Source organism: Mycolicibacterium tokaiense (assembly GCF_010725885.1).
Classification (GTDB): Bacteria; Actinomycetota; Actinomycetes; order Mycobacteriales; family Mycobacteriaceae; genus Mycobacterium; species Mycobacterium tokaiense.
Map to the genome: position 1 here is coordinate 2,737,283 of NZ_AP022600.1, position 23,942 is coordinate 2,761,224.

General features: G+C 68.6%; 22 protein-coding genes and 1 pseudogene. 17 read left to right on the forward strand and 6 right to left on the reverse strand.

Features of this window, described 5'->3' with window-relative positions; genetic code table 11:
• Window positions 1–54 precede the first annotated feature (54 nt).
• Window positions 55–1,284 carry an amidohydrolase family protein gene (locus G6N58_RS13265; protein WP_115278385.1) on the forward strand — a complete coding sequence of 410 codons (1,230 nt, stop codon included), beginning with the start codon at window positions 55–57 and terminating at the stop codon, window positions 1,282–1,284.
• Window positions 1,281–2,291, forward strand: coding sequence for a glucose-6-phosphate dehydrogenase (coenzyme-F420) (fgd, locus tag G6N58_RS13270; RefSeq protein ID WP_115278384.1), 1,011 nt, complete (start codon window positions 1,281–1,283; stop codon window positions 2,289–2,291). The genes G6N58_RS13265 and fgd overlap by 4 nt, the downstream gene beginning before the upstream one ends.
• Here the strand turns inward: fgd and G6N58_RS13275 are convergent.
• Entirely contained in the window at window positions 2,288–3,097 is an 810-nt protein-coding gene (locus tag G6N58_RS13275) for a VOC family protein (protein ID WP_115278383.1), read from the reverse strand. The genes fgd and G6N58_RS13275 overlap by 4 nt on opposite strands.
• A gap of 585 nt (window positions 3,098–3,682) precedes the next feature.
• Window positions 3,683–5,067, reverse strand: a pseudogene (locus tag G6N58_RS13280) (IS256 family transposase).
• 85 nt (window positions 5,068–5,152) lie between these two features.
• Here G6N58_RS13280 and G6N58_RS13285 point away from each other — a divergent pair.
• Window positions 5,153–6,730, forward strand: a complete 1,578-nt coding sequence (locus tag G6N58_RS13285) for a DUF222 domain-containing protein (protein ID WP_272866092.1) — start codon at window positions 5,153–5,155, stop codon at window positions 6,728–6,730.
• 9 nt (window positions 6,731–6,739) lie between these two features.
• On the opposite strand, the gene G6N58_RS13290 is transcribed toward G6N58_RS13285, so the two are convergent.
• Window positions 6,740–8,212, reverse strand: coding sequence for a carboxyl transferase domain-containing protein (locus G6N58_RS13290; RefSeq protein ID WP_115278381.1), 1,473 nt, complete (start codon window positions 8,210–8,212; stop codon window positions 6,740–6,742).
• A gap of 36 nt (window positions 8,213–8,248) precedes the next feature.
• On the opposite strand from G6N58_RS13290, the gene G6N58_RS13295 reads away from it, so the two are divergent.
• The 6 genes from G6N58_RS13295 (at window position 8,249) to G6N58_RS13320 (ending at window position 14,853) form a co-directional block, all read left to right on the forward strand.
• The gene (locus G6N58_RS13295) at window positions 8,249–8,983 is read left to right on the forward strand and encodes an enoyl-CoA hydratase (protein WP_068915145.1); all 735 of its coding nucleotides are present in this window, start codon (window positions 8,249–8,251) and stop codon (window positions 8,981–8,983) included.
• Between the two features lie 13 nt (window positions 8,984–8,996).
• On the forward strand, window positions 8,997–10,124 hold the full coding sequence (locus G6N58_RS13300) for an MBL fold metallo-hydrolase (RefSeq protein WP_115281541.1): 1,128 nt from the start codon (window positions 8,997–8,999) through the stop codon (window positions 10,122–10,124).
• Window positions 10,125–10,187: 63 nt separating this feature from the next.
• Window positions 10,188–11,747: a serine hydrolase gene (locus tag G6N58_RS13305; protein ID WP_115281540.1), complete on the forward strand. Its 1,560-nt coding sequence runs from the start codon at window positions 10,188–10,190 to the stop codon at window positions 11,745–11,747.
• Window positions 11,744–14,122: a cation-translocating P-type ATPase gene (locus tag G6N58_RS13310; protein ID WP_115278380.1), complete on the forward strand. Its 2,379-nt coding sequence runs from the start codon at window positions 11,744–11,746 to the stop codon at window positions 14,120–14,122. The genes G6N58_RS13305 and G6N58_RS13310 overlap by 4 nt, the downstream gene beginning before the upstream one ends.
• Before the next feature lie 5 nt (window positions 14,123–14,127).
• Complete coding sequence (locus G6N58_RS13315) at window positions 14,128–14,412, forward strand: antitoxin (protein ID WP_068915147.1); 285 nt, start codon at window positions 14,128–14,130, stop codon at window positions 14,410–14,412.
• Between the two features lie 3 nt (window positions 14,413–14,415).
• Complete coding sequence (locus G6N58_RS13320; RefSeq protein ID WP_068915148.1) at window positions 14,416–14,853, forward strand: type II toxin-antitoxin system Rv0910 family toxin; 438 nt, start codon at window positions 14,416–14,418, stop codon at window positions 14,851–14,853.
• Here G6N58_RS13320 and G6N58_RS13325 read toward each other — a convergent pair whose 3' ends face one another.
• Together G6N58_RS13325 and G6N58_RS13330 are read right to left on the reverse strand one after the other, a co-directional pair.
• Window positions 14,854–16,431 carry a sensor histidine kinase gene (locus tag G6N58_RS13325; protein ID WP_115278379.1) on the reverse strand — a complete coding sequence of 526 codons (1,578 nt, stop codon included), beginning with the start codon at window positions 16,429–16,431 and terminating at the stop codon, window positions 14,854–14,856.
• Window positions 16,424–17,074 (reverse strand): response regulator transcription factor, encoded by a 651-nt coding sequence (locus G6N58_RS13330; RefSeq protein WP_115278378.1) that lies wholly within the window; start codon window positions 17,072–17,074, stop codon window positions 16,424–16,426. Before G6N58_RS13330 ends, G6N58_RS13325 begins: the two co-directional genes overlap by 8 nt.
• Window positions 17,075–17,183: 109 nt before the next feature.
• Here G6N58_RS13330 and G6N58_RS13335 point away from each other — a divergent pair, with 109 nt between their 5' ends.
• Genes G6N58_RS13335 through G6N58_RS13355 form a run of 5 tightly spaced genes read left to right on the forward strand, consistent with a single transcriptional unit; the run spans window position 17,184 to window position 20,765 of the window.
• The gene (locus G6N58_RS13335) at window positions 17,184–17,963 is read left to right on the forward strand and encodes a phosphoketolase family protein (RefSeq protein WP_163908160.1); all 780 of its coding nucleotides are present in this window, start codon (window positions 17,184–17,186) and stop codon (window positions 17,961–17,963) included.
• A 22-nt stretch (window positions 17,964–17,985) separates the two neighbouring features.
• On the forward strand, window positions 17,986–18,369 hold the full coding sequence (locus G6N58_RS13340; RefSeq protein ID WP_115278376.1) for a phage holin family protein: 384 nt from the start codon (window positions 17,986–17,988) through the stop codon (window positions 18,367–18,369).
• Window positions 18,366–19,244, forward strand: coding sequence for an amidohydrolase family protein (locus G6N58_RS13345; protein WP_115278375.1), 879 nt, complete (start codon window positions 18,366–18,368; stop codon window positions 19,242–19,244). Before G6N58_RS13340 ends, G6N58_RS13345 begins: the two co-directional genes overlap by 4 nt.
• Before the next feature lie 30 nt (window positions 19,245–19,274).
• The gene (locus G6N58_RS13350) at window positions 19,275–20,024 is read left to right on the forward strand and encodes a VOC family protein (RefSeq protein ID WP_115278374.1); all 750 of its coding nucleotides are present in this window, start codon (window positions 19,275–19,277) and stop codon (window positions 20,022–20,024) included.
• An 18-nt stretch (window positions 20,025–20,042) separates the two neighbouring features.
• Complete coding sequence (locus tag G6N58_RS13355; RefSeq protein ID WP_115278373.1) at window positions 20,043–20,765, forward strand: 3-keto-5-aminohexanoate cleavage protein; 723 nt, start codon at window positions 20,043–20,045, stop codon at window positions 20,763–20,765.
• On the opposite strand, the gene G6N58_RS13360 is transcribed toward G6N58_RS13355, so the two are convergent.
• Window positions 20,762–21,202: a cupin domain-containing protein gene (locus G6N58_RS13360; protein ID WP_115278372.1), complete on the reverse strand. Its 441-nt coding sequence runs from the start codon at window positions 21,200–21,202 to the stop codon at window positions 20,762–20,764. The two genes, G6N58_RS13355 and G6N58_RS13360, sit on opposite strands and share 4 nt — an antisense overlap.
• Window positions 21,203–21,313: 111 nt before the next feature.
• Here G6N58_RS13360 and G6N58_RS13365 point away from each other — a divergent pair, with 111 nt between their 5' ends.
• The 3 genes from G6N58_RS13365 to G6N58_RS13375 are packed head-to-tail and all read left to right on the forward strand — an operon-like array spanning window position 21,314 to window position 23,916.
• Window positions 21,314–22,876 (forward strand): ABC-F family ATP-binding cassette domain-containing protein, encoded by a 1,563-nt coding sequence (locus G6N58_RS13365; RefSeq protein ID WP_115278371.1) that lies wholly within the window; start codon window positions 21,314–21,316, stop codon window positions 22,874–22,876.
• Window positions 22,877–22,885: 9 nt separating this feature from the next.
• On the forward strand, window positions 22,886–23,320 hold the full coding sequence (locus G6N58_RS13370; RefSeq protein WP_068915158.1) for a hypothetical protein: 435 nt from the start codon (window positions 22,886–22,888) through the stop codon (window positions 23,318–23,320).
• Window positions 23,317–23,916 carry a GNAT family N-acetyltransferase gene (locus G6N58_RS13375; RefSeq protein ID WP_068915159.1) on the forward strand — a complete coding sequence of 200 codons (600 nt, stop codon included), beginning with the start codon at window positions 23,317–23,319 and terminating at the stop codon, window positions 23,914–23,916. Before G6N58_RS13370 ends, G6N58_RS13375 begins: the two co-directional genes overlap by 4 nt.
• Window positions 23,917–23,942 lie beyond the last annotated feature (26 nt).

Below are 23,942 nucleotides of genomic sequence, written 5' to 3' on the forward strand. Positions count from 1 at the left end.
CGGGGCATACACCTGTTACCGTATACTGGATCCAATCCGTGCGAAAGTGGGACCATGACAACTCTGCTCGTGGAAGACATCGGCGTCCTGGTGCAGGGCGACCGGACCCTGGAGCCCGTGCGTGACACCACGTTGGTGGTCGAGGACGGCGTCATCACCGGAATCGGGACCGACCACCCGTCGCCCGACCGGGTGCTCTCGGCCGGCGGGCTCACCGTCATGCCGGGTCTGGTCGACGGCCACATCCACCCCACCTTCGGGGAGTGGACACCGGCGCAGAATGCCGTCGGCTGGTTCCGCAACTACCTGCACGGCGGGAACACCTCGATGGTCTCCGCGGGTGAACTGCACATTCCCGGGCTCGACTTCACCGCGCTCACACCGGAATTGGTGCTCAGCATTGCCATCACGTCCAAGCACACCACCGGCCGGATGCGACCGTCGGGGGTCAAGGTCAACGCGGGCACCATCCTTCTGGTGCCGGGTATGACCGAGGAGCACTTCGACCGGGCTGCCCGCGAAGGGATCGATCAGCTCAAGTTCATCTTCTACGACTGGAACCGGCTCGGCGACGGCGAAGCCCAGCAGTACGTCACCTGGGCGCATGAGCGCGGCATGACGGTCAAGATGCACTCGGGTGGGGTTTCGCGCTCGGGTTCCAGCCGGGTGGCCGGGCGTGATGTCGTGCTCGCAGTGGAACCCGATGTGGTGGGCCATATCTCCGGTGGGCCCATCCCGGCGCCGGATGCCGACATCCTGGCCATCATCGAGGAGCTGCCTGCAGCCAAGCTCGAGGTGTGCAGCTCGATGAACTACCGCGCCACCAAACTGGTTGTCGAACAGCTCATCTCACGTGATCAGATCGAGCGTCTGACCCTGGGCACCGACACGCCCGGCGGCACCGGTGTGATCCCGCGCGGCATGCTGCGCAACCTCTGCTTCCTGGCCTCGGTCTGCGGGCTCGACCCGGTGTCGGCCGTCGCCGCGGGTACCGGTCAGACCGCCCGCGCCCATGGACTGGACACCGGTCTGCTCGAGGTCGGCCGCCCCGCCGATTTCCTGGTGCTGGGCCCCATCACCGGCTCCACCGGCAGCGACGCCTTGGAATGTTTTGCGCTGGGTGATCTTCCGGGCATCGCCTCCGTGGTGATCGACGGTGTGCCGCTGGTCGAGACGCGCAGCGAGCAGACTCCGCCGCCGTCACGCAGCGTGTCCTGGCGTGGGGCGACGGCGGCTCCGGTCCCCGAACCCGCCCCGGCGGCTCCGCGCAGTGGCTGCTGCTGATGGCGCTGAAGCTCGGATACAAGGCGTCGGCGGAGCAGTTCGCGCCGCGTGAGTTGGTGGAGTTGGCGGTGGCCGCCGAGGCGCACGGGATGGACAGTGCCACGGTCAGTGATCACTTCCAGCCGTGGCGCCACGACGGTGGACATGCGCCGTTCTCGCTGGCATGGCTGGTAGCGGTGGGGGAGCGCACCGAGCGGCTCCAGCTGGGCACCTCGGTGCTGACCCCGACCTTCCGCTACAACCCGGCGGTCATTGCGCAGGCGTTCGCCACCATGGGGTGTCTGTATCCGGGCCGGATCTTCCTCGGTGTGGGCACCGGTGAGGCGCTCAACGAGATCGCCACCGGATTCACCGGCGACTGGCCGGAGTTCAAAGAACGCTATGCCCGGCTGCGGGAGTCGGTGCGCCTCATGCGGGAGTTGTGGCTCGGTGACCGCGTCGACTTCGACGGCGACTACTACTACACCAAGGGGGCGTCGATCTACGACGTGCCCGAAGGCGGCATCCCTATCTACATCGCAGCCGGCGGACCTCAGGTCGCCAAGTACGCCGGCCGCGCCGGCGACGGCTTCATCTGCACTTCGGGCAAAGGGGCAGAACTCTATGCCGACAAGCTGCTGCCTGCCGTCGCCGAGGGTGAGGCAGCCGCAGGCAAGCGCGCGGGCGCAGTCGACCGGATGATCGAGATCAAGATTTCCTACGACACCGATCCTGAACGGGCCTTGGAGAACACCCGGTTCTGGGCGCCGCTGTCGCTGACCGCCGAGCAGAAGCACTCGATCGACGATCCGATCGAGATGGAGAAAGCTGCCGACGCGTTGCCCATCGAGCAGGTCGCCAAACGCTGGATCGTGGCCTCCGATCCCGATGAGGCCGTCGCGAAGGTCAAGGACTACGTCGACTGGGGTCTCAACCACCTGGTGTTCCACGCACCGGGTCATGATCAGCGCCGCTTCCTGGAACTGTTCCAACGGGATCTGGAACCCCGCCTGCGACAGTTGGGCTAATTCGGCGGAGTGAACTGACTCAGTGTCAGTAGCGCCCCCTGCGGGTCACGGATGGTCACCGTCCTGGTCCATTCGGTGTCCTCATGGGAGATCACCGACGCCCCGAGACTCTCGGCTTTCTCGGCCGATGAGTCCCGGTCCTCGACGGCGAAGGAAACCTGCCAGGAGTTGGTGTCTCCGTTGACCAGCCAAGCCACCGCATCCTCGAACCCGGGTGGAGCGTTGATCTCCGACTGCACGGTCACGATGTCGGGGTAGACGGTGGCCTGCAGGTGGGCGCCGTACCCGGGCCGTCGCACCAGGGTGTCGTCGAACTCCCATCCGAAGAGGGCGGCGTAGAAGGCGCGGGAGGTCGCGGCGTCGGTGGTGCTCAGATCGCTGAAGTTCCATGTGCCCGCTATGTTCACCGCCTGCGCGCCGGGCCGGTTGCGCGGCTGCCACACGTGAAACAGCGCCCCCAGCGGGTCACGGCACCCGGCTTGCCGGCCCCCGGGTCCCGCATCGACCGGTGCCAGGATGACCGTGCCGCCTGCTTCGGTGACGGCTGCTGCGGTGGCGTCCGCATCATCGACGGCAATGTAGGTGCGCCACGCGATCTCGTCGCCGGGTTCGGCAGGTGCTATCGCGGCGACGTCCTCGCCGCCGAGTGTGGCGATGAGGTAACTGCCGGGAGCCTCCGCCGGGATGGCGTCTTGGAACGTCCAGTCGAACAGGCTGCCGTAGAAATGTTTGGCCTCGTCGAGGTCGGTGGCCACGACGTCGACCCAGCAGGGCACGCCGTGCGGATAAGTACGTGTGTCGGTCATGGCCCCATGGTGCCCCCGGGGTCTGACATCGTCTGACCAACCGCCGAGCGTGCGTGTTTGTACGGAGGCGCGCCATGGAATCTGTGCAGTTTGCGCACGCTCGCGTGTGGTGACTCTCGCTCTGCCACTGGGGGGTGCCGGCTTCTTGAGTGTGGGGTTGTTACCCACTTTCTGAGGCGCGGCGGGGATTATGTCCACACTCGGGCCGTGCCCCACCTCTACCGCCGAGCGTGCGTGTTTGTACGGGGGCGCCGTGGTTTGTGTGCAGTGTGCGCACGCTCGGCACGGGTGAGTCCGGCTCTGCCACTTCTGCAGGGCGGTGCGGGTGTCGGTTGCTCGAGTGTGGAGTTGTTACCCACTTTCTGAGGCGCGGCGGGGATCAAGTCCACACTCAAGATTCGTGCAAAACTCATCTGTCACTTCTGTTTTCGGCGGCCAGTTTTTGTCGGACCCGGTCTATATCGTGGGGTCATGTTCGCAGGGTTGCCCGATTGCGCAGCGCGGTCGCAGATGACCGACGTGCAACTCGACGATGCGGAGCTTGTCAAGACTTTTGTGTATGAGCCGCGTTGGTTAGTACGCTGGTTAGTAAATGTATGGCTCTAGTCGGTCTGGGTAGGCCAGGACCAGGGCGCCTAGTGCGTGCTTCCACCCAGTGACGATGGCGCCTTCGACGAGACGGTTACTTTGCTTGTACCGCTGGGGCGTCGTTCGGTCGCGGTGACGAACGCGTTCTCGGGAGCGTTTGTCTTCGATATCGCAGATCGCAAGCCACAAAGCTTCACTGCCGCTTGATCATTCGGGAAATGACCACGATTCTTGATGATTTTGCGGAGTTGATAGTTCAGCGACTCGATGGCGTTGGTGGTGTAGATAATTTTGCGGACGGCCGGCGGGAACGACAGAAACGGAATGAAGCGGTCCCAGGCTGCCTCCCAGGCTCGAACCGTAGTCGGGTACTTCTTCCCCCAAGCGGACGCGGCGAACTCGTGCAGAGCGATTTCCGCGGCATCGATGGTGGGTGCGGTGTAAATGAGGCGCAACGCAGAGGCCACCTGTTTGCGATCGCCGTAGGCAACAAAACGCATCGATGACCGAAGGAGATGCACCGTGCATGTTTGCACGATGGTCTGCGGCCACGTCGCGGCAATCGCGTCGCCGAAGCCGGTTAGCCCATCCACACAGGCGATGAGCACGTCCTTAACGCCACGATTGGCCAGCTCAGCGCACACTCCAGCCCAGAATTTCGCTCCCTCGGTGGGCTGGACCCAAATCCCCAGCACGTGGCGGATCCCGTCCATATCGACTCCGACAGCGATGTGAGCGGACTTGTTTCGGACCTGATGACCGTCGCGGATCTTGATCACCAGAGCGTCCAGATAGACGATCGGATACATCGGATCCAGCGGCCTGCGCTGCCACTCCAGGACCTCTTCGAGCACCGCGTCGGTGATCTTGCTGATCGTCTCCCGCGAGATCTCGGTGCCGATCGTGGTGGCCAGGTGATGCTCGATGTCGCGGACGGTCATCCCGCCGGCATAGAGGCTGATGATCATCGAATCCAGTCCACCGATGCGCCGCGAGCCCTTCGGAACCAGCATCGGAATGAAGCTGCCGTCACGGTCACGTGGAATGGCCAGGGTGACGTCGCCGACCTCGCTAGAGACTGTCTTGGCGCTGAAACCGTTGCGGGCGTTGGGAAGTACCCGCCCAGCGGGATCGCCCTTGTCGTAGCCGAGATGGCCGGTCAGCTCCGTCTGCAGGCCGCGCTCCAGGACCGCCTTGACCATCTCCTGCAGAAAGCCACCTTCGCCAGTCAACTGCAGCTCACCCGCGTCGATCTTGGCCAGCACGTCGTCGAAACCGCCCGAGGCCTTCAACGCCTCGAACGCCTGCCGGCCTGACTCCAGCCGGTCTACTTCCTCGCCGTTATCGCCGTCACCGGCCTGACTGTCCTGCCGAACAACCATGGACATCATCGTGCTCCATCTGGCTCATGCAGCTCCTACACAAACCATCTGACACGCCCACGATGCGATCACCACCTACACCGCCCTGGCCGCCACCGTCGCCGCCCACCGGTTGTTGTTCATCGCCGAGAAGACCAGCCGCACCTACACCGATGACTACGACACCGTCGAGGACACCGAAGCCGCGTGGAAGTCCGCCGCCGCGGAGATCTCGTTGGCCAGCGACACCAGCCACGGCCGGGCGTCCAACGACATGGAAATCGGGTTGGCGTTGGCGACTCGGTTGCCGAAGGTCGCTGAGTTGTTGTTGGGCGGGCAGATCTCGGAATACATCGCCCGGCGCATCGTGCACCGCACCGCCAACATCATCGACCCCGACGTACTGGCCACCGTGGAGGCTTACATCGCTGAGGCGGCCACCACCTGGGGTGCCCTGTCGGTCAAGAAACTCGATAACGCCATCGACGTCTGGGTGAATCGTTTCGATCCGGCGGCGGTGCGGCGGGTGCGGGTGCGGGTCCGTGACCGGGGTGTGGAGATCCTGGAAACCAAAGACGGGGTCACTGAGGTCCTGCTGCGGTTGACCGGTGCCGATGCCGCTCTGTATTGGCAGCGGATCACCGCGATGGCCAAAGGGGTCTGCACAGACGATCCGCGGACGTTGGATCAGCGTCGCGCTGATGCCCACGGGGCGCTGGGAGCCGGGTTCTTCCACCTGGCGTGCCAGTGCGGGAACCCGGAGTGCCCCGCCGCTGCCGACGATGATGGACGGGCCTCGCAGGTGGTGGTGCACATCTACACCGCAGCGGCCACCCTCGACGCACAGCCCGATCCGTTGATGGACGGCGATGCCCCGCTGCCGCCGGACCCTGGCCAGCCGCGCAGTGACATCACCCTGGTCTACCCCGACGGCACCCGCGTCCCCCTCGACGGGGAGCCAGAGCCCGCCCGCGAGCAGGAGAGCACCAACGATGGCTCACCTGCCGAATGCCGGCCCACAGCAGACGTTCAGCAGGAGCCCGAGAGCGAAAACGAAGCAGCGGAGACACCAGCACCCTGCGTGCCCAATCCGCCGCCGGGCATCCTGGTGGGCTTCGGCGCGATGCCGGCGCCGCTGATCGCCGCGCTCATCGCCCGCGGCGCACCAGTCCGCCACCTCACCGCACCGGGAACGGACCCCGAACAGCGGTACCGCCCGTCAACAGCCCTGCAGGAGTGGACCACCGCCCGCGATCTGACGTGTCGGTTCCCGAATTGCGACCGCCCGGCCCAGTTCTGCGAATGGGATCACACCACCCCCTGGCCGGCCGGCAAAACCCATGCCTCCGGCGGCAAGATGTACTGCAAACTGCACCATTTCGGCAAAACCTTCTGGGCCGGGTGGACCGACAGCCAAGCCCCTGACGGCACCATCACCATCACCACCCCCACCGGGCAGACCTACACCAGCAAACCCGCCAGCCGCCTCTACTTCCCCACCATCAACACCACCTCAGCCCCGATCACCACCCCGCCGCCGACACCCACCCCGCCCGGCAAGATCAACCACATCCCCACATACCGAAAACGCAACCACGCCAAGCAACGCGCCTACCGCATCAACGCCGAGCGCAAACTCAACGACACCCACGTCGCCGAATGGAACAGGCCACCACCGTTCTGAGAGGGGGCGCTACAGCCCCAGCCTGCGGTAGCGGTCCAGCCGCGCGGCCAACCGCTGCGACGCGGGCTGCTTCCGCAGCGCGGCTAATTCCACGGCAATGGCCCGGGCCATCCGCTCGGAGAAGGCCACCGGTTCATCGGCGGCATCCGGGTATTCGCCCACCACAACATCGACGATGCCGTCTCGCTGCAGATCAGCCGATCGAACCCCCTGCGCCGCAGCCAATTCCGGTGCATGATCGGTATCGCGGAAGACGATGGCGCTGGCCCCCTCCGGCGGCAGCGGCGCCAGCCACCCGTGTAACGCCGCCAACACCCGGTCCGCGGGCACCATCGCCAAGGCCGGGCCGCCGCTGCCCTGGCCCAGCAACACCGAGACCGTCGGCACCTCCAAGGTCACCAGATCAGACAGGCACCGGGCGATCTCACCGGCCAGCCCACCCTGCTCGGCCTCGGCGGACAGCGCGGGCCCGGCGGTGTCGATCACCAACACCAGCGGCAGACCCAACCCCGCCGCCAGCGCCATTCCCCGGCGCGCTTCCCGCAGCGATGCCGGACCCACCAGGCCACCGGTCACGCGCTGCTGGCCGAGCACCACCGCCGGCTGACCGCTGAACCGAGCCAGCGCCAGCAGCGTGGTCGACGCCGTCTCACCCTGCCCGGTCCCGGACAGCAGCACCCGCTCGGTGCAGCCGTGCCGCAGCAGGTGCGACGCCCCGGGGCGGTCGGGCCGGCGCGACGCCTCGATCGACGTCCAGGCAGGCACGTCGGGCAGGTCGTCACCCGATTCGGCTACGGGGGCCGGCTCGGGAATGTCGCTGACCACTTTCAACGCCCGGTCCAGCGTGCCCCGCAACAGCGTCAACGGCACCACGCCGTCGATCACGCCGTGGTGCTGCAGGTTCTCCGCGGTCTGCACCCCGGACGGAAACGGCTCACCGTAGAGGTGCTCGTACACGCGCGGCCCCAGGAACCCGACGAGGGCGCCGGGTTCGGCCACCGTGATGTGGCCCAGCGACCCCCAGGACGCGAACACCCCACCGGTGGTGGGATGGCGCAGGTAGACCAGGTACGGCAGCTGCGCCCGTTTGTGCAGGGTCACCGCGGCGGCGATCTTCACCATCTGAAGGAATGCGACGGTGCCCTCCTGCATGCGGGTTCCACCGGAACTCGGCGACGCCAGCAGCGGCAGCCGCAGGGCCGTCGCGCGCTCGATCGCGGCGGTGATCCGCTCGGCGGCGGCCACCCCGATGGACCCGGCCAGGAAATCGAACTCGCACGCCACCACCGCCACGCGGCGGCCGAACACGGTGCCCTCGCCGGTCAGCACCGACTCGTCGAGCCCGGTCGCGTCCCGGGCGGCCGCCAGGTCGGCGGAATACGCCGCATCCGGCCGCACGTCGACGGGAGCGACGTCCCAGCTCTGGAAGGACCCCTCGTCGAGGACGGCGTCGCGCAGTTCGACGGCACTGATGCGGCTCACGGGGATGAGGCTAGTGGGGTCAACTACCCTGGCCCCATGATCGGTGTCACCCGCGTCGGCAACGTCACGACCATCGAACTCCAGCGCCCGGAGCGGCGCAACGCGCTGAACAGCGAACTCGTCGACGGGCTGCGGGAAACCATCCAGCGCGAGGCTGCCGAGGATGTCCGCGCCATCGTGCTCACGGGCGCGGGCACGGTGTTCTGCGCCGGCGCCGACCTGTCGGGCGACGTCTTCGCCGCCGACTTCCCCGACAAGGCGGTGGCGCTGAACAAGGCCATCGACCAGGTGCCGGTCCCGGTGATCGCCGCCATCAACGGCCCCGCGATCGGTGCGGGCCTGCAACTGGCCATGATCTGCGATCTGCGGGTGGTGGTGCCGGATGCGTACTTCTGGTTCCCCATCGCCAAATACGGCCTGGCGCTGGACAACTGGAGTGTGCACCGGCTGGTGAGCCTGGTCGGTTACGGCCGCGCCCGCGCGATGCTGCTGGGAGCCGAGCGCCTCAGCGCCGACACGGCGCTGGAAACCGGAATGGCCAACCGGATCGGGACACTGGCCGATGCGCAGGAATGGGCCGCCGAGATCGCCGGGCTTGCTCCGCTGTCGATCCGCAGCTCCAAACGCATCCTCAACGACGACGGCGCCTACCTTGCCGACATGCCCCCGCACCACAAGGAGCTGTTCGACGCCGCCTGGGGCAGCAAGGACGTCATCGAAGCCCAGGTCGCCCGCATGGAGAAGCGGCCACCGAACTTCCAGGGCGCCTGAGATGGCACCCGAGATGCTGCGCCAGGCGGTCCGGTTGGTCGGCGGAACCGCCACCTTGATGACGGGCGGCTGGGCACTGCGAGCGCTGCAGGGCACCCCGTCGGCGCTGGGGGCCGGACCTGCCGCCATCGCCGCAGTGGCCCAGTCCTCACCGCAGTTCCGTGACGGCGTCTTCCACAACGCCGAACCCTCGTCCACCATCAGCCTGTCGCCGCAGGAACAGGGTGCGCTGGTCGCCGACCTGGTGTTCGGCCGCTCCGAGGCCCATCCGCCCGGGGACATCCCGGTGGTCACCCCCACCGGCGGCACCCAGGCTGCGGATCTGGCCGTCACCTGGTACGGGCATTCGTCGGCCGTCCTCGAAGTCGACGGCTACCGGGTACTGACCGACCCGGTGTGGAGCCGCCGGTGCTCACCGTCGCGGTCGGTCGGCCCGCAGCGGCTGCACGCGGTGCCCGCACCGCTGGCGGCCCTACCGGCCATCGACGCGGTGATCATCAGCCACGACCACTACGACCATCTGGACATTGACACCATCAAGGCGCTGGCCCGCACCCAGCGGTCGACGTTCTTCGTGCCGCTGGGCATCGGTGCACACCTGCGCGAATGGCACGTGCCGTCCGAGCGGATCGTGGAGCTGGACTGGGGCCAGTCCGGGCACCTCGGCGATCTCGAACTGGTCTGCACCCCGGCGCGGCACTTCTCCGGACGGTTCCTCACCCGCAACACCACCCTCTGGTCGTCCTGGGCGGTCATCGGCCCCCGCCACCGCGCGTTCTTCGGCGGGGACACCGGCTACACGACGGCCTTCACCGGTGTCGGCGACGACCACGGGCCCTTCGACCTGACGCTGATGCCGGTGGGTGCCTACCACCCGGGCTGGCCGGACATCCACATGAACCCGGAGGAGGCCGTGCGGGCGCACCGCGACGTCACCGACGCCGGCAAGGGACTCCTCGTCCCCATCCACTGGGCCACCTTCCGGCTGGCGCCGCACCCGTGGTCCGAACCCATCGAGCGGATGCTGGTGGCAGCGCGCACCGAGCACGTCACCGCAGCGGTGCCGCGCCCGGGTGAGCGGGTGGGCGCGGAACTGTCGGCCACGCCGGACCCCGAGTTGGACCCGTGGTGGCGGTTCTGAGCGGTTACCGTTCTCGCTGTGAACTGGAGCCTGGTCCGTGCTGTCACCGCCACCGCCGCCCTGATGCTGGTCGCCGGCTGCGCCGAGCCATCGCAGCCGGCCGCCCCCAGCACGTCCGCGGCGCCGCCCACCAGCACCGAGCAACTGCCGCCTCCGCTGGTGCCCGCGATGCCACTGCCGGACAACGCCGTCGACAACGCCGTCGGTCAGCTGGACCGCATCGTCGATGAACTGATGACGTCGTCCGGGGTGCCAGGGCTGGCGGTGGCTGTGGTGCGCGGGGGAGAAACGCTGTACGCCAAGGGTTTCGGAGTCAAGGACAACCGGGCCGGTGACACGCCGGAGAACGCCGTGGACGCCGACACCGTGTTCCAGCTGGCGTCGCTGTCCAAACCGGTGGGCGCCACCGTCGTCGCGCACCAGGTCTCGCAGAAAGCCATCGGCTGGGACTCCCGGATCGTGGACGCCCTGCCGTGGTTCTCCCTCGCCGATCCGGCGGCGACGGGCCAACTCACCGTCGGTGACCTGTACTCGCACCGCTCCGGGCTGCCCGACCACGCCGGCGACAAGCTCGAGGATCTGGGCTTCGACCGGCGCCAGGTGCTCGACAGGCTGCGGGAACTGCCACTGGACCCGTTCCGGATCTCCTATGCCTACACCAACTTCGGGCTCACCGCCGCCGCCGAGGCGGTGGCGGTCAGTGCGGGCAAGAGCTGGGAGGACCTCTCCGCCGAGGTGCTCTATGAGCCGCTGGGGATGACGTCGACCAGCTCGCGGTTCGCCGACTACCAGGCCCGGCCGGACAAGGCGCTGGCCCACCTCGCGATCGACGGCGGCTATCAGCCGCTGCACGAGCGCAACGCCGACGCCCAGGCCCCCGCGGGCGGCGTCAGCTCGTCGGTGAACGACATGACCCGCTGGCTGACCATGGTGCTGGGCAACGGCACCGTGGACGGCACGCAGATCGCCACCCCCGAGGCGTTGCTGCCCGCCCTGACCCCGCAGATCGTGTCCAGCCCGCCGTCGCAGCCGGCCGAGCGAACGGGGTTCTACGGGTACGGCTTCAACCTCGGCACCACATCGGCGGCCCGCACCCAGCTCAGCCACTCCGGTGCCTTCGAGACCGGTGCCGCCAGCAACGTCGTGATCCTGCCCTCCGCCGACGTCGGGATCGTCGCGCTGTCCAACGCCACCCCGACCGGACTCGTGGAGACCATCACCGCGGAGTTCGCCGATCTGGTCCAGTTCGGTGAGGTCCGGGAGGACTGGCGAAGCCTCTACGGCGCGGCGTTCGCGCAGATGGCCGCGCCCGTGGGTGAACTGGTGGGACAGACGCCTCCGTCCAGCCCGGCGCCGGCCCCGCCGCTGGCAGAGTTGGCGGGGACCTACACCAACCCCTACTGGGGGCCCGCCACCGTCACCGAATCCGGCGGCACGCTGGGCCTCGCGCTCGGCCCCAAGGGTGAGGTGTGGCCGCTGAAGCACTGGGACGGAAACGTTTTCACGTTCGAGTTCTTCTCGGAGAACTTCCCGCCCGGCAGTGTCTCCAAGGCCACCTTCACCGGTGACCGTCTGATACTCGAATACTTCGACGACGAAGGGATGGGGACGTTCCTGCGATGATCGACGCAGCAGCAGGTCTCACCGATGAGGAGGTGGCCCAGCGGGTCGCGGCCGGCCACACCAACGACGTGCCCACCCGGGCGGCGCGCAGCGTCTCGGAGATCATCCGCGGCAACGTGCTGACCCGGATCAACGCGATCCTGGGCGTGTTGTTCTTGATCGTCCTGGCCACCGGATCGCTGATCAACGGGCTGTTCGGACTGCTGATCGTCGCCAACAGCGGCATCGGGATCATCCAGGAACTGCGGGCCAAGAAGACGCTCGACGCGCTGGCCATCGTGGGCCAGGCCAAGCCGACGGTGCGCCGCCGGTCGGGCACCGCTGCCCTGGCGCCCAATCAGGTGGTGCTCGACGACATCATCGAACTGGGTCCCGGTGACCAGATCGTGGTCGACGGGCAGGTGGTCGAGGAGAGCAACCTCGAAGTCGACGAGTCGCTGCTGACCGGGGAAGCCGACCCGATCGCCAAAGACACCGGCGACGCGGTGATGTCGGGCAGTTTTGTGGTCGCCGGCTCCGGGGCCTACCGCGCCACCAAGGTGGGCCGCGAGGCCTACGCCGCGAAACTGGCCGAGGAAGCCAGCAAGTTCACCCTGGTGAAATCAGAGTTGCGCAGCGGCATCAACACCATCCTGCGCTTCATCACCTATCTGCTGTGGCCGGCGGGCGCGTTGATCATCTACACCCAACTGTTCACCACCGACGCCGGATGGCGGGAGTCGGTGCTGCGCATGGTCGGCGCGCTGGTGCCGATGGTGCCCGAAGGGCTGGTGCTGATGACCTCCATCGCCTTTGCGGTGGGGGTGGTGCGGCTGGGCCGGCGACAGTGTCTGGTCAACGAGCTGCCCGCCATCGAGGGCCTGGCCCGCGTCGACGTGGTGTGCGCCGACAAGACGGGCACGCTGACCGAGAACGGCATGCGGCTCGCGGAGGTCAAACCCTTGGACGGCCAGGATGTCTCGGCAGCGCTGGGCTGTCTGGCCCACCACGACGCCCGTCCTAACGCCAGCATGCTCGCCATCGCCGAGGCCTACCCACAGCCGGCGGGCTGGACGGCCACCGCCTCCGCGCCCTTCAAGTCGGCCACCAAGTGGAGCGGCACCTCCTTCGACGGTCACGGCAACTGGGTGATCGGTGCGCCGGACGTGCTGCTGGACCCGTCGTCGCCCGAGGCCGCCGACGCCGAGCGCATCGGGTCCCGAGGGCTGCGGGTGCTGCTGCTGGGGACCTGCGAGCAGCGGGTCGACGCCGCCGATGCCCCGGGGCAGGTCACGCCGGCAGCGCTGGTGGTGTTGGAGCAGAAGGTGCGCCCCGATGCCCGCGAGACGCTGGAGTACTTCGCCGAGCAGAAGGTCTCGGTGAAGGTGATCTCCGGCGACAACGCGGTGTCGGTGGGTGCGGTGGCCGGATCGCTGGGCCTGCAGGGTCAGACCATGGACGCCCGCCGGCTGCCCGCGGAGACCGGGCAGCTGGCCGAGGCGCTGGAGGAGTACACCACCTTCGGCCGGGTGCGCCCCGACCAGAAGCGGTCCATGGTGCACGCCCTGCAGTCGCGCGGGCACAACGTGGCGATGACCGGCGACGGTGTCAACGACGTGCTGGCGCTCAAGGATGCCGACATCGGCGTGGCGATGGGTTCGGGCAGCCCGGCCTCGCGCGCCGTCGCGCAGATCGTGCTGTTGGACAACAAGTTCGCCACGCTGCCGTACGTGGTCGCCGAGGGCCGTCGGGTGATCGGCAACATCGAACGGGTCTCCAACCTGTTCCTCACCAAGACGGTGTACTCGGTGCTGCTGGCCCTGCTGGTCGGCATCGCCGGCCTCGGGTCCAAGCTGTTCGGCAGCGACCCGCTGTTGTTCCCGTTCCAGCCCATCCACGTCACTATCGCCGCGTGGTTCACCATCGGTATCCCGGCCTTCGTGCTGTCGCTGGCACCCAATACCGAGCGGGCCCACACCGGCTTCGTGCGCCGGGTGATGGTGGCGGCGCTGCCGACGGGCCTGGTGGTCGGCATCGCCACGTTCGTCTCCTACCTGCTGGCCTATGAAGGTCAGGACGCCCCGGTCCAGGTGCAGACCCAGGCGTCGACGGCGGCACTGATCACGCTGCTGGTCTCGGCGGTGTGGGTGCTGGCCTGCGTGGCCCGGCCCTACGAGTGGTGGCGGGTGGCGCTGGTCGCGGCCTCCGGGCTGGCCTACGTGGTGATCTTCGCCATCCCGCTGGCCAGGGAGAAGTTCATGCTGGACCCCTCCAACCCGGAGGTGACGTCCACAGCGCTGGTCATCGGCGCCATCGCGGCGCTGGCAATCGAGATGCTGTGGTGGTTGCAGGGCAGAATTCTGGGTGAGAAACGCCATTTCTGGCGGGTAGGTTGAACACCATGGGATTCCTCGACAAGGCCCTGAAGACGGGCAAAGACCTGTTGGGCAAGAATGCCGACAAGGTGGACAAGGTCATCGACAAGGCCGGCGACCTGGTGGACAAGAAGACCCAGGGCAAGTACGCCGGCACCGTCGACAAGGTGCAGGAGCAGGCCAAAAAGGCGGTCAAGGAGCAGGGCGCCCGCCAGACTCCGCCGCCGGCCACACCACCGGTGACGCCGCCGGCCGCACCGCCGCCCCAGACACCCCCGGCCGCACCGCAGACACCCCCGGGCCAGCACTGATCCATGGCCAAACTGTCCGTATCGGTCGACGTACCGCTGTCGCCCGAGCAGGCCTGGGAGTGCGCCTCCGACCTGTCCCGCTACAAGGAGTGGCTGTCGATCCACCGGGTGTGGCGCAGCCCCATTCCCGACACGCTGGAGAAGGGCACCGCCCTGGACTCCATCGTCGAGGTGATGGGCATGATGAACCGGGTCAGCTGGACCATCGTGCACTTCAAACCGCCGGAGTCCATGACGCTCAACGGCGTCGGCCGCGGCGGGGTGAAGGTCAAGCTCATCGGCAAGGTCCGTCCGGCCGAAGACGGGGCGCAGGTGCAGTTCGACATCCACCTCGGGGGCCCGGCACTGTTCGGACCCATCGGAATGCTGGTGGCCGGGGCGCTGAAGAACGACATCGCCGAGTCGCTGCAGCGGTTCAAGGCGGTGTTCACCGCGGCCTGATCAGGGCAGCGGAACCGACCAGGTCACCGTCGCACCGGTACCGCCACCCTCGAGGCTCAGCTGCCCGCCGCACTCCTGCGCGCGGGCGGCCAGGTTGGCCAACCCACTGCCGGTGATGCCTTCGGCGAACCCCACGCCGTCATCCGACACCACGATGGTGAGATCGTCGTCGACGGTCACGGTCACCACCGCGGTCGTGGCGTGCGCGTGCCGGACGGCGTTGCTGATCGCCTCGCGCACAACGGCTTCGGCGTGATCGGCAAGTCCTGCGTCCACCACCGACAGCGGCCCGCTGACGTGCAGCGACGCCCGCACCGGGGAGTCTGCGGACATGCGCGTCACCGCCTCCTCCAGCCGCTGCCGCAACCGGGTCACGCTACCGCCGTGGAGGTCGAAGATGGCGGTGCGGATCTCCTGCACCACCTCTTGAAGATCGTCGAGGGCGCGGGAGATGCGTTGCGGGGTATCCGAATTGGTGCCACCGCGCGACCCCTGCAGGGACAATCCGATGGCGAACAGGCGTTGGATCACGTGATCGTGCAGATCGCGCGCAATGCGGTCGCGGTCGGACAGCACGTCGAGTTCTCGCAGCGTGGCCACCGCCCGGCTCTGCACCTCGGCCAGATGCAGGGCGAGCCCGGTCTGGTCGGCGAAGGCGGCCATCATGTCCAGATGGTCGGCGCTGAACCCGGCGCCGCCCCGGCACACCAGCACCCCGATGGTGTCGTCGGGTTCGCGCAACGGCAGGATCAGTGCGGGCGCGTCGGGACCCAGCTCGCCGAAGATCTTCGCGCGCAACGGCAGTCGTCCGGTAAACGCGCGGCCCACCGCGGTGCCCTCGACAGGCAGCGTCACACCGATCAGCGCGGCGTCGGTGGCTGCGGTGACCACCAGGTCACCCTGGTCGTCGGGCAGCAGCAGTGCCGCCACCTCGCACCCGGTCAAACCGAGGGCCTGCGCCGCGATCTGACGGTGTACCGCGGCGGAGTCGTTTCCGGCCAACAGGTTGTTGCTGATGTCGCGGGTGGCCTCGATCCAGATCTGGCGGGTGCGGGCGGCGTGGTACAGCCGGGCGTTCTCGATCGCGATGCCCGCCGCGCCGGCCAGCGCCAGCACCAGCACCTCGTCATCCGCGGAAAACTGCTCCCCGCAGGCTTTCTCGGTGAGATAGAGGTTGCCGAACACCTGATCGCGGATCCTGATCGGCACACCGAGGAATGTCCGCATGGGCGGATGATTCGGCGGGAAACCCACCGACACCGGATGCTGCGAGAGATTCTCGATGCGCACCGGTTCCGGGCGGGTGAACAGCAGCCCGAGCACACCGTGGCCGGCGGGCAGCGGGCCGATCAGATCACGGGTCACGTCGTCGATGCCGTCGTAGACGAACCGTTCCAGCGTGCGCGGGCCGGGCTCGGTGGCGATGACGCCCAGCGCGCCGTACTGCGCGTCGACCAGGCGCATGGCCGTCTCGACGATGGTGCGCAGCGTCTGTTCCAGATCCAGTCCGGCGGTCACCGCCAGCATGGCCTCGATGAGCGACGCGCGGATGTCGTCCTTGGACAGCGCGTCAGCCATCGCTGTTCTGCCGCAACTCGGCGGCCAGGAGCGCGGCCTGGGTGCGCCGGTGCATGCCCAGCTTGGCCAGCAGGCGGGAGACGTAGTTCTTGACCGTCTTCTCCGCCAGGAACATTCGCTCGCCGATCTCCCGGTTGGTCAGACCTTCCCCGAGCAGCCCCAGCAGTGTCCGCTCGGTGGGCGACAGGTCCCGCAACCGGTCGTCCTCGGTCGTCCCTTCCTCGGACCGGCGCAACTTCGACATCAGTGCGGCTGCGGCGCGGTTGTCCAGCAACGACTTTCCCGCGCCGACCTCCTTGATGGCGTGGGCCAGTTCCATACCGCGGATGTCCTTGACCACGTACCCGCTGGCGCCGGCGAGGATGGCGTCGAGCATGGACTGCTCGTCGGTGAACGACGTCAGGATCAGGCAGCGCAGGTCGTCGTGCTTGGTCAGCAGGTCACGGCACAGGTCGATGCCGCTGCCGTCGGGCAGCCGGACGTCGAGCACCGCGACATCGGGGCGCACTGCCGGTACCCGGGCCATCGCCTCGGACACCGAACCGGCCTCACCGACGACGGTCAGGTCAGGGTCGCCCGAGAGCAGGTCGGCGAGCCCGCGGCGCACCACTTCGTGGTCGTCGACCAGGAACACGGAGATCACGCACCCACAGTAGTGCCGGGGCGACTGGGACAAGAAGGGACTTAAGTCCCATCCGGTGATGCCGCGAGCACCCTGGCTCCGGTGCGCTGACCAGGGCAGTCTCGTCGCCATGACCGATCTGTACGAAACCACGCTCGACCGGGTGGACGCCTGGTGGCGGGCGGCGAACCATGTGGCGGCCGGACTGCCCGGCGGAACGCGGGCGGGAGTGGCCGCCGTGACGCTCACCTACGCCCACCTCAACCGGGTGATCGTGCGCAGGCAGCAGCGCATCCGGTTCGTGCTCGGCGTGCGCGACGGTATGGCCGCACTCGACGCGGTGGCGCGACTGGAGGGCACCCGTGCCGGTGACCCGCCCACCGGCGGGTTCGCCCCCACCGGCGGGCGTTCCTACGCACTGGCCTATGCGGTGGGCATGGCGCTGGACGAACCGGGGCTGACCGTGGCGGCGCTGGTCGACGAGGACGAGGCCGTCAGCGCCTGGCAGGCCCGCTCGCTGCACGACCCCCTGATCGACGGGGCGGTGCTGCCCATCCTCTACCAGCCGAGCATGACCGCCGACCAGGTGCGCGCCGAGTTCCGGGCCCGCGGCTGGGAACCCGTCGAGATCGGCTTCGGCATCGGCCCGGCGGACACCGATGAGCTGCACCGGTGCTTCGCCGCCGCCCTCTACCTCGCGCTGGACCAGATCGCCGCGCTCACCGCTGCCGCGGCGGCGAAACAGACAGTGCGCCAGGTGCGGTGGCCGATGCTGGTACTGCGCGTTCCTGCCGGCTGGCCGCCCGCTGACGTGATCCCGGTGGACTGGTTCGACACCGACGGCCGGTTGATCGCCGAGGTGGCCCGGGCGGCACCGACCGGCGATCTGCGAATGAGCGCCGACTGGTGAGCTGTCTGCCTATGCTCACCACGTGACTCGATTCCTGCTGCGGCTCGGGGTGTTCCTGGGCTCTGCGGCGCTCGGACTGCTGGTGGCCGCGTGGCTGGTACGCGGTGTGTCGCTGTCGGTCCTGGGCTTCATCACCGCCGTCGTGATCTTCGCCGTGGCGCAGGCGGTGCTCGCGCCGTTGCTCACCACACTCGCCAACCGCTATGCGTCGGCTCTGCTGGGCGGCATCGGACTGATCACCACCTTCGCGGCCCTGCTGGTGGCGACGCTGTTCAGCAACGGGCTGGCGATCCGCGGTGTCGGCTCCTGGATCGCCGCGACGGTGGTGGTGTGGCTGATCACCGCGCTGGCCACCGTGCTGCTGCCCAAGGTCATCCTCAAAGACGCCAAGACGCCCCCAGCGTGACCTACACCTGCGCCATCGATGTCACCGCGGTCGAGGCCATCGACATCCACACCCACGTCGAGATCGACGGCCACGGGCACACGTCCTATGACGCCGAATTGACCGACGCCACCCGCACCTACTTCAAGATGGGAGACGCCCCGGCGGCGGGGGTGGACGAGCTGGCCGAGATGTACCGCAGCCAACACGCCGCCGCGGTGGTCTTCACCATCGACGCCGAAACCGCGACCGGGCACCGACCCAACTCCATCGAAGACCTGATCGCCGGGGCCGCCCGGCACAACGACGTGCTGATCCCGTTCGGCAGCGTCGACCCGTGGAATCCCGGTGCCGTCAACCGGGTCCGCGAACTGGTGCAGCTGGGCGCGCGGGGGTTCAAGTTCCACCCCAGCATGCAGGCATTCGAACCCAACCACCGTCGCTTCTACGGCATCTACGAAGCCATCACCGAAGCCGGTGTGCCCGCGTTGTTCCACACCGGTCAGACAGGTCTGGGCTCCGGGCTGCCCGGCGGCCACGGCATCAAACTGCGGTACTCCGATCCGATGCTGCTCGACGACGTGGCCGCCGACTTCCCGGATCTGACCATCGTGATGGCACACCCGGCGGTGCCCTGGGTGGACGCCCAGATCGCGATCGCCGCCCACAAAGCCAACGTCTACCTGGACCTGTCGGGCTACTCGCCCACGTACTTCCCGCCGCAGCTGGTCAAGGCCATGTCCCGGCAGCTGCAGACGAAGGTGCTGTTCGGCACCGACTTTCCCTACATCACGCCGGCGCGATGGCGCCGTGACTTCGCGGCGCTGGACCTGGCACCGGAGGTCACCGCCCTGGTCTACAAGGAGAACGCGGTGCGGGTGCTGGGGCTGCGATGAGTTTCGCCGAGACCGGCAGTCGGTATCGGCATGACAGCACACTTGGGCGCACCCACCTGGATCGACCTGGCCACCTCGGATCTCGAGCGGGCCCAGCACTTCTACGGCGAAGTGTTCGGCTGGACCTTCACCGACGCGGGCCCGGAGTACGGCGGCTACGTCACCGCGACGAAGGATTCCCGTGTGGTGGCGGGGCTGATGACCAACAACCCGCAGTGGAACTCCCCGGACGGCTGGACCACCTACCTGCACACCCCCGACATCGGTGACACCCTGGCCAGGATCGCCGACGCGGGTGGCCAGTCGTGCGGCGGCGCCATGGACATTCCCGGCAAGGGCACCATGGCGATGTTCAGCGACGCCACCGGCGCGCTGACCGGCCTCTGGCAGCCCGGCGGGCACACCGGCTTCGAGGTGACCGGCTCAGCGGGCAGCCCGGCGTGGTTCCAGCTCAGTGCCGGCGATTACCGGCGGGCGCTGGACTTCTACAGCGCCGTCTTCGGCGTCGACCTCAAGGTCGAGGCGGATACCCCCGAATTCCGTTACACCAACGCCCTTTTCGCAGGAGAGCCGGGTTTCGGGGTGATGGACGGTTCGGCGTTCCCGGAGCCGTCCCAGTGGACGGTGTTCCTGGCCGCCGACGACGTCGACGCCGCGTGCGACACGGTCACCACCCTCGGCGGTGCCGTCGTCCGCGCCGCCGAGGACACGCCCTACGGCAGGCTGGCGGCCGTCCTGGACCCCACCGGCGCGGCCTTCAACCTGTCCTCGCCGCAGTAGTCGGCCAAGATGGGACCCATGAGTGGTCCCGCGATCTTCGTCCAGGCAGCCATCAACGGTGCCCGCACCCCCGACCAGCACGCCCACCTCCCGGTCACCCCCGGGCAGCTGGCCGCCGCCGCAGTGGAGTCGGTGCGAGCCGGCGCGCAGGCGGTGCACATGCATCCCAAGGGGGCCGACGGCAGGGACTCGCTGGTGCCGGGCACCGTGGCTGCGGCGGTGACCGCGGTGCGCGGTGCGCTGCCCACCACGCCGCTGGGTGTCACCACCGGCTTCTGGGCGCTGCCGGACCCACAGCAACGCTGGGACGCCATCGCGGCCTGGGATGTGTTGCCCGACTTCACCTCGCTGAACTGGCACGAGCCCGGCTCACCCGAGCTGGCCGAGCTCATCCTGTCCAGGGGCATGGGCATCGAGGTGGGGATCTTCCACGCCGAGGCCGCCGCGTCCTGGGCGGCATCCGACATCGCGCAGAAATGTTTGCGGGTGATGATCGAACTGCAGGACGAGGACGACGCCGAGTTGGCCGACGAGCTGCTGGATGCGGTGCGCGCCGCCGACTCGCCCGCACAGATCCTGCTGCACGGCCTCAACGACAGCTGCTGGCCGCTGCTGCAGCACGCCGGGCGGCGCAACGTCGCGACCCGCATCGGGCTGGAGGACACGCTGGCCCTACCCGACGGCACGGTTGCCGGGGGCAATGCCGACCTGGTGTCGGCGGCGGTGCGGTTGTTGAGTTAAGGCGCGTGCAGCGCGAAGTCGGCGAAGTCGAAGCCGGGTACCACCACGCAGCTGACCAGGCAGGGCTCGTCGTCGCGGGGGATGGCGCGCTGCCAGTGCCCCGGCGGCACCAGCACCTGCGGGTGCTCGCCGGCAGTGATGTCGCTGCCCAACAGATGTGTTGTGGCGCTTGATTGTTCAGCGCCGATCTCCAGCAGCAGCGGCCCGCCCCGGTGGTAGAACCAGAGTTCTGCGCTGCGGACGGTGTGCCAGGCGGACTGCTGACCCGGCATCAGGAGGAACAGGATGGCCGTCCCGGCATCACGTGGGCCGGTGTACTCCGGCGGCAGCGACGACGGGCCGATGGTGAGGTCGCTGCGCCAGGTCTCACGGAACCAACCCCCTTCCGGATGCGGCGCGAGGTCCAGGTTGCGGGCCCACTCCGGGAGATCGGTCATCGGGCCAGCCTAATATTCCGTTGGCCCACGCCAGGCCCTTGGCTACCGTGGCGCACATGATCAGCACCTCCGGTTCTGCGCGCCTTCTGTCAGACCTGCACCGGAGTAGTCATGTCACCTTCAGTCGTTCTCACCAACCTCGGGTTTTCCTGGCCTGACGGCTCGGTCGCCCTCTCGGGCATCACCGCCGCATTCGGCCCCGGCCGCACCGGCCTGGTCGGCGCCAACGGCTCCGGCAAGTCCACCCTGCTCCGGCTGATCGCCGGGCACCTCAAGCCCGCCGCAGGCAGCATCGTCACCAGCGGCGACGTCGCGTACCTACCGCAGACGCTCACCCTGGCCACCGACGCCACGGTCGCCGACCTGCTGGGTATCTCCGCCGCCGTCGCCGCCCTGCGCGCCATCGAGTCCGGCGACACCGCCGAGGCGCATTTCGACACGGTCGGCGAGGACTGGGACATCGAGACGCGCGCCCGCGCCGCGCTCGACGACCTCGGGCTGCAGGCCTTCGCGCTGGATCGGCGTGTCGGTGACGTCTCCGGGGGAGAGGCCATGCTGCTGGCCGTCACCGGCCTGCGGCTGCGCCGCGCCGAGGTCACGCTGCTCGACGAGCCGACCAACAACCTGGACCGCGACGCCCGCGCCGCGCTGCAGGAGAGTCTGGCCGGCTGGCCCGGTGCGCTGATGATCGTCAGCCACGACGTGGGCCTGCTGGACCAGATGGACAACACCGCCGAGCTCTACGCCAACAGCCTGACGGTGTTCGGCGGCCCCTACACGGCGTGGCGCGACCAGCTGGCGGCCGAGCAGGCCGCCGCGGCCCAGGCCGCGCGCACCGCCGAGCAGGCCGTCAAAGTCGAGCAGCGCCAACGGGTCGAGGCCGAGGTGAAGCTGGCGCGCCGCAACCGCGCGGCCAAGAAGGCCTACGCCGAGAAGCGGGTGCCCAAGATCGTGGCCAACGGCAGGAAGATGGCCGCTCAGGTATCGGCAGGCAGGCTGCGCGGCAACCACGATGACCGGATCGAGGCCGCGCAGCAGGTCGCCGAGGAGGCCGGTGCCCGGGTCCGCGAGGACGAACACATCCGGGTGGACCTGCCCGACCCGGGCGTGCCGCGGTCGCGGGTGCTGGCCGAACTACCCGGGCCCGCCGACCCGGTCATCCTGCAGGGCCCCGAACGGGTTGCGCTGATCGGGCCCAACGGCGCCGGCAAGACCACCTTCCTGGAGGCGCTGCTGGGCTCCGAGGCGCTCAAGACCGACCGGGTGGGTTATCTCCCGCAGCGCATGGACGGTCTCGACGACGACGTGAGTGTGCTCGACACCGTGGCGGCCGCGGCCCCCGGGGCGGGGCCGGAACGCATCCGCGGGCAGCTGGCCCGCTTCCTGCTGCGCGGCGACACCGTGTACCGCACCGTGGGGACGCTCTCGGGAGGTGAGCGGTTCCGGGTGGCGCTGGCGCGGTTGCTGCTCGCCGAACCGCCACCGCAGCTGGTGATCCTGGACGAACCCACCAACAACCTGGACCTGACCAGCGTCGAACAGGTGGTGGACGCCCTGCGCGGCTACCGCGGGGCGCTGCTGGTGGTCAGCCATGACGACGGCTTCCTGCGTCGCCTGGACCTGGACCGGACGTTGACCATGGCGGGGCCCGGTGTGGTCGCCGAGGCCAGATAGGGTCGGTGCATGCCACGCCCTCGCCCCGGTTGGTTGGTGGCGCTGTGTGCCACCGTGCTGGCCGTCAGCGTGTGGCTGCCGTGGATCAGCACCAGCGCCGACGGCGGCGGGCGCGCCACTGCCGCCGGCGGTGCCGTCGGCAGTCTCGAACTCGATCCGGGCTTCGGCGCCGGGCAACTCATCACGGTGCTGGCCTCGGCGCTGCTGGTCGCCGGGGCGATGGCCGCCCGCGGCTTCTCGTCCCGGGCGGCCGCCGCGGCGGCACTGGTGATCTCGGTGGTGATCGCCGCCCTGACGGTGGTCTACTACCGCCTGCACGTCGCCGCGCCCGTGGTGGCCGCCTACGGGTTGTACATCGGTGCGGGTGCCGCCGTGGCCGCGGTCGCCTGTTCGGTGTGGGCCGTGGCGGACGCCGTGTTCAGGGATCGAAAGGTGTTGCGATGAGCCGGTTTGTCGAGCCGGTGACCCTCACCGGGGCGCAGTGGGTTGTGTTGGAGCCGCTGACCGAAGCGCACACCCCGGAGATCGCCGCCGCGGCGGCCGACGGCGACGGCGGGTCGCTGTGGTTCACCACCGCACCGGCGCCCGACACCGCGGCTGCGTGGGTAGGGCGGCTGCTGGACATGCAGGCCGGCGATCAGGGACAGACCTTTGTGGTGCGCCGGAAATCCGACCACACGCTGGTCGGGTCATCGAGTATGTTTCGCGTCGACGCTCCCAACCGGCGGCTCGAGATCGGCCACACCTGGTATTCGGGGTCTTCCCGGCGCACCGGGGTCAACTCCGAGACCAAGCTGCTGATGCTCGGGCACGCGTTCGAGGCTCTCGGCTGCGTCGCGGTGGAGTTCCGCACCCACTTCTTCAACCACACCAGCCGGGCCGCGATCGAGCGCCTCGGCGCCAAGCAGGACGGGGTGCTGCGCAGCCACCAGTTGCTGGCCGACGGATCCCGCCGGGACACCGTGGTCTACTCGATCCTGGACATCGAGTGGCCAGCGGTGCGAACCCACCTGCAATTCCGCCTGTCCCGAGGCTCCTGAGCGGCACGCCCGTGTTCTGATGGACG

Excerpts from the sequence above, each read along its gene's own strand:
- G6N58_RS13360 (WP_115278372.1), bottom strand. The coding sequence starts at position 21,202 with ATGACCGATCTCCCGGAGTGGGCCCGCAACCTGGACCTCGCGCCGCAT.
- G6N58_RS13295 (WP_068915145.1), top strand. The coding sequence starts at position 8,249 with ATGATCGGTGTCACCCGCGTCGGCAACGTCACGACCATCGAACTCCAG.
- G6N58_RS13325 (WP_115278379.1), bottom strand. The coding sequence starts at position 16,431 with ATGGCTGACGCGCTGTCCAAGGACGACATCCGCGCGTCGCTCATCGAG.
- G6N58_RS13365 (WP_115278371.1), top strand. The coding sequence starts at position 21,314 with ATGTCACCTTCAGTCGTTCTCACCAACCTCGGGTTTTCCTGGCCTGAC.
- G6N58_RS13320 (WP_068915148.1), top strand. The coding sequence starts at position 14,416 with ATGGCCAAACTGTCCGTATCGGTCGACGTACCGCTGTCGCCCGAGCAG.
- G6N58_RS13335 (WP_163908160.1), top strand. The coding sequence starts at position 17,184 with ATGACCGATCTGTACGAAACCACGCTCGACCGGGTGGACGCCTGGTGG.
- G6N58_RS13315 (WP_068915147.1), top strand. The coding sequence starts at position 14,128 with ATGGGATTCCTCGACAAGGCCCTGAAGACGGGCAAAGACCTGTTGGGC.
- G6N58_RS13370 (WP_068915158.1), top strand. The coding sequence starts at position 22,886 with ATGCCACGCCCTCGCCCCGGTTGGTTGGTGGCGCTGTGTGCCACCGTG.
- G6N58_RS13350 (WP_115278374.1), top strand. The coding sequence starts at position 19,275 with ATGACAGCACACTTGGGCGCACCCACCTGGATCGACCTGGCCACCTCG.
- G6N58_RS13355 (WP_115278373.1), top strand. The coding sequence starts at position 20,043 with ATGAGTGGTCCCGCGATCTTCGTCCAGGCAGCCATCAACGGTGCCCGC.
- G6N58_RS13275 (WP_115278383.1), bottom strand. The coding sequence starts at position 3,097 with ATGACCGACACACGTACTTATCCGCACGGCGTGCCCTGCTGGGTCGAC.
- G6N58_RS13375 (WP_068915159.1), top strand. The coding sequence starts at position 23,317 with ATGAGCCGGTTTGTCGAGCCGGTGACCCTCACCGGGGCGCAGTGGGTT.
- G6N58_RS13310 (WP_115278380.1), top strand. The coding sequence starts at position 11,744 with ATGATCGACGCAGCAGCAGGTCTCACCGATGAGGAGGTGGCCCAGCGG.
- G6N58_RS13265 (WP_115278385.1), top strand. The coding sequence starts at position 55 with ATGACAACTCTGCTCGTGGAAGACATCGGCGTCCTGGTGCAGGGCGAC.
- G6N58_RS13305 (WP_115281540.1), top strand. The coding sequence starts at position 10,188 with ATGCTGGTCGCCGGCTGCGCCGAGCCATCGCAGCCGGCCGCCCCCAGC.
- G6N58_RS13300 (WP_115281541.1), top strand. The coding sequence starts at position 8,997 with ATGCTGCGCCAGGCGGTCCGGTTGGTCGGCGGAACCGCCACCTTGATG.